The organism is Streptosporangium nondiastaticum (genome assembly GCF_003011965.1).
Classification (GTDB): domain Bacteria; phylum Actinomycetota; class Actinomycetes; order Streptomycetales; family Streptomycetaceae; genus Streptomyces; species Streptomyces nondiastaticus.
In genome coordinates this window covers 1-6,847 of record NZ_PXWG01000219.1, presented here as the reverse complement: position 1 = coordinate 6,847, position 6,847 = coordinate 1, and the positions used below count along the sequence as shown (strand labels likewise).

Annotated in this window: 4 protein-coding genes and 1 pseudogene; all 5 read left to right on the top strand. The window is 75.1% G+C overall.

Annotated features, from left to right (window positions below; all coding sequences use genetic code 11):
- Positions 1-1,429: beta-N-acetylhexosaminidase (locus tag B7P34_RS34360; protein ID WP_106682076.1), on the top strand; the 1,429-nt coding region annotated here is incomplete at its 5' end.
- 288 nt (positions 1,430-1,717) lie between these two features.
- On the top strand, positions 1,718-3,817 hold the full coding sequence (locus B7P34_RS34355) for a glycosyltransferase (RefSeq protein ID WP_106682075.1): 2,100 nt from the start codon (positions 1,718-1,720) through the stop codon (positions 3,815-3,817).
- Between the two features lie 331 nt (positions 3,818-4,148).
- On the top strand, positions 4,149-5,147 hold the full coding sequence (locus tag B7P34_RS34350) for a DUF4328 domain-containing protein (RefSeq protein ID WP_106682074.1): 999 nt from the start codon (positions 4,149-4,151) through the stop codon (positions 5,145-5,147).
- Between the two features lie 16 nt (positions 5,148-5,163).
- Positions 5,164-5,907, top strand: coding sequence for an RNA polymerase sigma factor (locus B7P34_RS34345; protein ID WP_223268541.1), 744 nt, complete (start codon positions 5,164-5,166; stop codon positions 5,905-5,907).
- Positions 5,907-6,847, top strand: a pseudogene (locus B7P34_RS34340) (hypothetical protein); the annotation flags it as partial. The gene B7P34_RS34345 and the pseudogene B7P34_RS34340, both read left to right, overlap by 1 nt.

The following is a 6,847-nucleotide window of genomic DNA, read 5'->3' as shown; positions in this document are numbered from 1 at the left end:
CGCCGGCGTCCCCCGCGCCATCCCCGCCGTCCGCTCCGCCGAGTCCGCCCCCGGCCCCGGCTGGCGGCCCGCCGACGGCGCCCGCGTGATCGCCTCCGGCCCGCTCGCCGACGAGGGCCGCCGGCTCGCCGGCGAACTCCACCTGCAGTACGCGGCCGCCGGTCCCGCCCGCTCCGGCGACGTCGAGCTCGCCCTGCGCCCCGGCGTCTCCGGCACGGGCCCGGCCGCGGCCGAGGGCTACGAGCTGACCGCCCGCGACGGCCGGGTGCAGGTCGCCTCGGCCGGCGAACCCGGAGTGTTCTACGGCACGCGCACCCTCCTGCAGGCCGTGCGCTCCGGCGGCGGACTCCCCGAGGGCGTCGTCCGCGACGCCCCCGACCGCGCCCAGCGCGGCCTCCACCTCGACATCGCCCGCAAGCACTTCACCGCCCGCTGGATCGAGGACCGGCTGCGCGAGCTGTCCGCCCTCAAGCTCAACCAGCTCGCCCTGCACTTCTCCGACGACCAGGGCTTCCGCATCGAGAGCGACTCCCACCCCGAGATCGTCTCCAAGCAGCACCTGACCAAGGCCGAGGTCCGCCGCATCGTGGCCCTCGCCGAGTCCCTGCACGTCACCGTCATCCCGGAGATCGACTCGCCCGGCCACCTCGGCGCCGTCATCGCCGCCCACCCCACGCTCCAGCTGCGCGACGCCGCCGGCACCGCCGCCCGCGGCGCGATCGACATCGCCAACGCCGACTCCGCCCGCATCGTCGACGACCTGCTCCGCGAGTACGCCCCCCTCTTCCCCGGGCCGTACTTCCACCTCGGCGCCGACGAATACCGCGCCCTGATGGCCAAGAACCCCGAGGCCTCCTACCCGCGCCTGGCCGCCCGCGCCAAGGAGAAGTACGGGCCGCGCGCCCGCGTCCAGGACCTGGCCACCGGCTGGCTCAACGACCGGGCCGCCGTCGTCCGCACCCTCGGCAAGAAGGCCAAGGCCTGGAACGACGGCTTCTTCCCCGGCGGCGTCGTCACCGCGAACAAGGACATCGAGGTCGAGTACTGGACCGGCAAGGAGATCGGCGCCCGCGCCCCGCAGGACTACCTCAACGAGGGCCGCAAGCTCGTCAACCTCAACGACGAGTACCTCTACTACGTCCTCGGCCAGCCCAACCAGTTCACGTACCCCACCGGACAGCGCATCTACGAGCAGTGGTCGCCGGCCGTGCTGCGCGGCACGGCACCGGTGCCCGCGCCCGCCGGGCCGGACCGGGTGCTGGGCGGCCGGCTCGCCGTCTGGTGCGACCACGCCGACGCGCAGACGCCGCAGCAGGTCGCGTCCGGCATCCGGCTGCCGCTCGCGGCGACGGCCCAGCGGCTGTGGGACGCGCGGCGGCCGACGATGCCGTGGCGGGACTTCGCGTCCTTGGACGCGCGCGTCCGTTAGCCGGACGTACGGGTCCGGGTGGCGCCCGATTCCGCCGGACCCTCGCCGCAGGGGTGTCCGCCGGGCCGCCCGGCCCGGCGAAGGGTGACGCCCGCCACCCTTCAAACCGCCGCGGCGGAGTATATGTCCAAAGATGCCCGGCATCTTTGCATCCGCCGCCACGGTGCTCAGCCTTCGCGGCGGTGTCCGGCGGTGCCCGGACCGCCCGGGCCCGTACGGCACGTGCAGACCTCGACCCGGAGGGCCTAACCTCCGGGGAGAAGGCACGCGCATCTGAACGAGGGCCCGATGAAGATCGAATTCCTGCTGCACAACGCGTACGGCATCGGCGGCACCATCCGCTCGACCGTCAACCTCGCCGCCGCCCTCGCGGACCGGCACGAGGTGCGGATCATCAGCGTCAACCGGCCCGTGGACGAGCCCGAGCTGGTCATCGACCCGCGCGTGCGGCTCACGCCCCTGGTCGACCTGCGCGAGGGCACCGACGGCGACGAGTACGAGGCGCCGCTCAACCAGCAGCCCAGCGCGATCTTCCGGGACGAGCGCATCGACAACGGCCGCATGGCCGCCACGGCCCTCACCGACCAGCGCGTGCGCGACCACCTCGCCGCCACCGACGCCGACGTGGTCATCGCCACCCGCCCCAAGCTGATCGGCTACCTCTCGACGTACGGCTCCGATCGCTACCTGCGCCTGGGTCAGGAGCACCTCACGCACGAGGCGCACGTCCCCGAGCTGCACGCGGTGATGGACCCGGCGATCTCCGCCCTCGACGCCTTCACCACCGTCTCCGAGGCCGACGCCGGGCACTACCGGGAGGCCCTCCCCGACGCCCGCGCGCGCATCCTCTCCATCCCCAACGCCGTCCCCGCCCCCGCCGCGGAGCCCTCCGACGGCACCTCCCACCTGATCGTCTCCGCGGGCCGGCTCGTCGCCGTCAAGCGCTACGACCGGCTCATCGCCGCCTTCGCGAAGGTCGCCGCGCAGCGCCCCGAGTGGCACCTGCGCATCTACGGCCGCGGCCCGGCCAAGGCCAAGCTGCGCAAGCAGATCGAGGAGCTCGGCCTGTACGAGCGGATCACGCTCATGGGCGCCCGCTCGCCCATCGAGACCGAGTGGTCCAAGGGCGCCGTCGCGGCCGTCGCCTCCGACGCGGAGTCCTTCGGCATGACGATCGTCGAGGCCATGCACGCGGGCCTGCCCGTCGTCGCGACGGACTGCCCGTACGGCCCGCGGGAGATCCTCACCGACGGCACGGACGGCGTGCTCGTGCCGCTGGCCGGCCCGGAGGGAGAGCACGCTGCCGTCGACGCCTACGCCGACGCCCTGCTGAAGGTCACAGGGGACGCCGCGCTGCGCGCCCGCCTCGGCGCCGCCGCCCGCGCGACCGCCGGCCGCTACGAGCCCTCCCGCATCGCCGCCCGCTACGAGGAGCTGTTCGAGGAGCTGCGCCCGGGCTCCACGACCGTCACGGAGAAGAAGAAGGGCCTGTTCGGCGGCCTGTTCGGCGGCGGTCGCAAGAAGCAGGCGGCCGTGGCCGCCCCCGCGCCCGCCGGGACCGCCCACCCCGAGGCCCGCTGCGCCGTCGCCGCCGACGGCTCCCTCGTCGTCCGGCTCCGCGCCGACCAGCTCACCGCCGCCGACACCCACCTGCTCCTGCGGCACCGCGGCACCAAGGGCAAGGAGGCCGTGCGCGTGCCGCTCCCGGCCCGCCGCGAGCCCGGCACCTGGGTCGAGGCCCGCCTCGACCGCGCCGCGCACGCCCTGGCCGAGGGCCGCTGGGACAGCTACGCCGAGCGCTCCGGCGACAAGTCGCGCCGCCGACTGAGCGCCGCACTTGTCGAGCAGAAGGGCCTGCTCGGCCTGGACCTCGCACAGACCGCGGCCGGTGTCGCCGCCGTCGTCCCGTACGAGACGAGCGACGGCTTCCTCGCCGTCCGCACCTGGCTGCGCCCCCAGCACGCCGAGGCCGGTGAGGTCGTCGTCGGTGACAACGGCATCCGCGTCACCGTACGGGCGTACGGCACGGAGCTCGGCGAGGGCGGCGAGCTGATCGCGCGGCTGCGCCACGGCGACGGCTCGGCCGGCGACGTCCGCGCCCCGCTGGCGGACGGCTCGGCGACCCTGCCCTACGAGCCGATGCAGCAGCGGCAGAAGCCGGACGAGGAGCAGGACCTGTGGGACCTGTGGGTGCGGCCGAAGGCGGGCGCGGCGCTCGTGCGCGTCGGCCGGATCGCCGGCGACTTCGCCGACCGCAAGGGCGTCGACACCTTCCCGGGCGCCGTCCGCGGCGAGGTGCAGCTGCGCCCGTACTTCACGGTGACGAACGATCTGACGATCACGGTGAAGGACGTGGCGAAGGACGTGACGCAGGAGGACGCGGCGTAGGCCCTCCAGGCAGGGGGAGGGCGGGCCGGAACGGAGGACGGCCGGTGCCGCCACCCCCCACAGGAGAGGCACCGACCGCCGTCCGGCGTGGACCCTGGTGGGGCCCACACCTCCTACAGCGCCGCAGGCCGTTAATTCGTCACACTGTCGTACCGGCCGGTGCGCGGCCCCCGCGCCGGTGTGCCGGTGACCCTTTCTGGACGAAGCCGGGTCACTGCCCGTAACGTGCGGGTCCGCGCCGCTGCCGGTGCGCATCTCTCGCTTGTTGGTTCCAGTGGCCGGGGCAATCCGGACGAATGGGAAGCCGGCCACTTCCAGGGGGTTCTCACCTATGTATCCGTGCGGTAACTGCCGCGCCGCCGCCGTCGGCCCGGACGGCCGCTGCGCCGCCTGCGGCGTCTACCAGCAGCAGGCCGCCGCCATGGCGCCCGGCCCCGCGCCCGCTTACCCGTACGCCCCCGCGATGCCGGCCGCCCCGATGCCCGTCGGCGGCGTCGACCTGCGCCGCGGCCTGCGGATCGGGCTGATGACCGCGCTCGGCATGAGCACGGCTGCGCTGCTGTTCGTCTTCTGGACGGACACCCAGACGCGCATGGCCCTGCAGGACATGCTCGACAACGGCGTGACCTCCACCACCCAGCAGGACCTTGAGGACACGGACGCCGCGGCCACGGTCGCCTCGCTGGTCTACCTCCTGACCCTGGCCGCCTCGGCCACGCTGTGGGCCGTCTGGTTCCGCCGGGCCCGCATCAACGCCGAGTTCTTCGCCCCCGGCGGCAACCGCCTCGGCATCGGCTGGGCGGCGGGCGCGTGGTTCACCCCGGTCGTCAACTTCTGGTTCCCCAAGCAGATCGTCAACGACATCTACAAGAGCAGCGCTCTCCCGGGCGCCCGGGTCCCCAAGGGCCTGGTCAACTCCTGGTGGACCCTGTGGATCGGCTCCGGGGTCTGCACCATGGCCTCGTCGGGGCTCAGCGCCGGCGCCGCCACGCGGATCGCCGCCAAGGGATACGACGGCTCCACCTGGCGCGACGACGTCGAGGCGCTGAAGAACGCGGCCACCGTCTCCGGCCTCGCCACGCTGCTGATGACCGCCGCCGGTGTCCTGGCCCTCCTCGTCGTCCGCCAGCTCGGCGGCCTGCAGGAGCGGCGCGCGATGGCGGGCCCGGCGGGCATGCCCGGCATGCCCGGCGCGCCCGGCGGACCCGTGCCCGCCGGTGTGCCGTACGGCGCGCCCGGGTATGTCCCCGGGCAGCAGCCCGGCGGCCCCGTGGCCGGCTGGCCCCATCCGCCGCAGAATCCTTACGGCAGCGGGCCGGCGGGCTACTGAGCCACGGAATCTCCGAGTGGTGCAGGATGAGGGCGTGCAGGGGGACGACGCCGAGCTGACGGCCGCGGTGTGCGCGGCCCAAGGTGGGGACGAGACGGCATTCCGTACGGTCTACCGCTCCGTGCAGCCCCGCCTGCTCGGGTACGTGCGGACGCTCGTCGGCGAGGCCGACGCGGAGGACGTGGCGTCCGAGGCGTGGCTGCAGATAGCCCGCGACCTCGGCCGGTTCAGCGGCGACGCGGACCGCTTCCGGGGCTGGGCCGCCCGGATCGCGCGCAACCGCGCGCTGGACCACATACGCATGCGCGGCCGGCGCCCGGCCATCGGCGGCGACGAGAGCGAGCTCGCCGGCCGCGCCGCGGACGCCGACACCGCCGGGGAGGCCCTGGAGGCCCTCGGCACCGGCAACACCCTCGCGCTCATAGCGCAGCTCCCGCAGGACCAGGCCGAGGCCGTCGTGCTCCGCGTCGTCGTCGGCCTCGACGCGAAGAGCGCGGCCGGAGTGCTCGGCAAACGCCCCGGCGCGGTGCGCACCGCCGCGCACCGCGGGCTGCGCCGGCTGGCCGAAATGGTCACGGCGGGAACCAACGGGGTCGATGCGGCGACCGGGACTGTGGGAGCGAACGGATCGGTGCCGGCGGGGAAGCGGGTCACCGAAGCCGTCCCCCAGCAGCGGCGGGCACACCCCGGGGACCATCCCGGAGCCAACGCTTCTGCCGGTGTGACGCAAATGCGTGCTCGGACGCAGAAGGACATGTGATGGCGGACGACCACCGGTACGACTGGCTGGAAGACTGGCTGGACGAGGACGCCGTGGAGCGCTTGCTGAACGGCTCGCCCGCCGCCGGTCCGGCGCGAGGCAGCGAAGTTGCCGACGAAGACATGACGGCCGATCCGGCCGATGACGCTCAGGCGAAGGGGGCTGTGCGCGACGGCTCCGCCGCGGGCACGGGTGCCGCGGGTGCTGCCGGTACCTCAGGTGCCGCGGGCGGCGGCTCGGCGGCCGGTGCGGACACCGCCGTGCGTGACGGCGCTGCGGGCTCCGGTGCGGACCGGACGGCGGGCGCTGCGGGTTCCGGTGCGGTGGGCGTGCCCGCTGCCGAATCCGTATCCGCTGCCGATGCCGTCGCCGAAGTCGTCACCGAAGCCGTCATTGACGATGCCTCCCCGGAAGGCCGCACCGTTGCCGGGACCGGCGTGTCCGCCCCCGAGGCGGAGGCCGTCGACGGCGCAGCCCCCGCCCCCGGGGCGGTCCGGAGCGCACCCGGCGGCCCCGCGCCGGACGGCGGCCCCGCGCCGGACGGCGCCCCCGTTCCGGCCGAGGCCGAGCGGCTGGTCGCCGCGCTCCGCGCACTCGTGCCGCCGCCGGCCGTGGACGGCGTGCCGCTGCCCGGGGAGGAGGCCGCGCTGGCCGCGTTCCGGGAGGCGAGGGCCGCCACGGCCACGGCCACCACGACGACTTCCGCCACGGCCACCGCCACCCCCGAGGCCGCGCCCACGCCCGAACGCGAACTCGAACCCGAACTCGAACCCTTCGTACGGCTCGCCGCCCCCGCCGCCCCTCGCCGCCGGCTCTTCTCCCGCTGGCAGCCCGTCAAGGCCGCGCTCGCCATGGCCCTCGCGGGCTGTGCGATCGGCGGGGTCGCGGTGGCCGCCGGCGCGGGCGTGCTGCCCGCGCCCTTCGGCCGGTCGGGCGGGGA

What these genes read in the sequence shown, in the direction of transcription:
- B7P34_RS34355 (WP_106682075.1), top strand. Translation starts at nt 1,718, where the DNA reads ATGAAGATCGAATTCCTGCTGCACAACGCGTACGGCATCGGCGGCACC.
- B7P34_RS34350 (WP_106682074.1), top strand. Translation starts at nt 4,149, where the DNA reads ATGTATCCGTGCGGTAACTGCCGCGCCGCCGCCGTCGGCCCGGACGGC.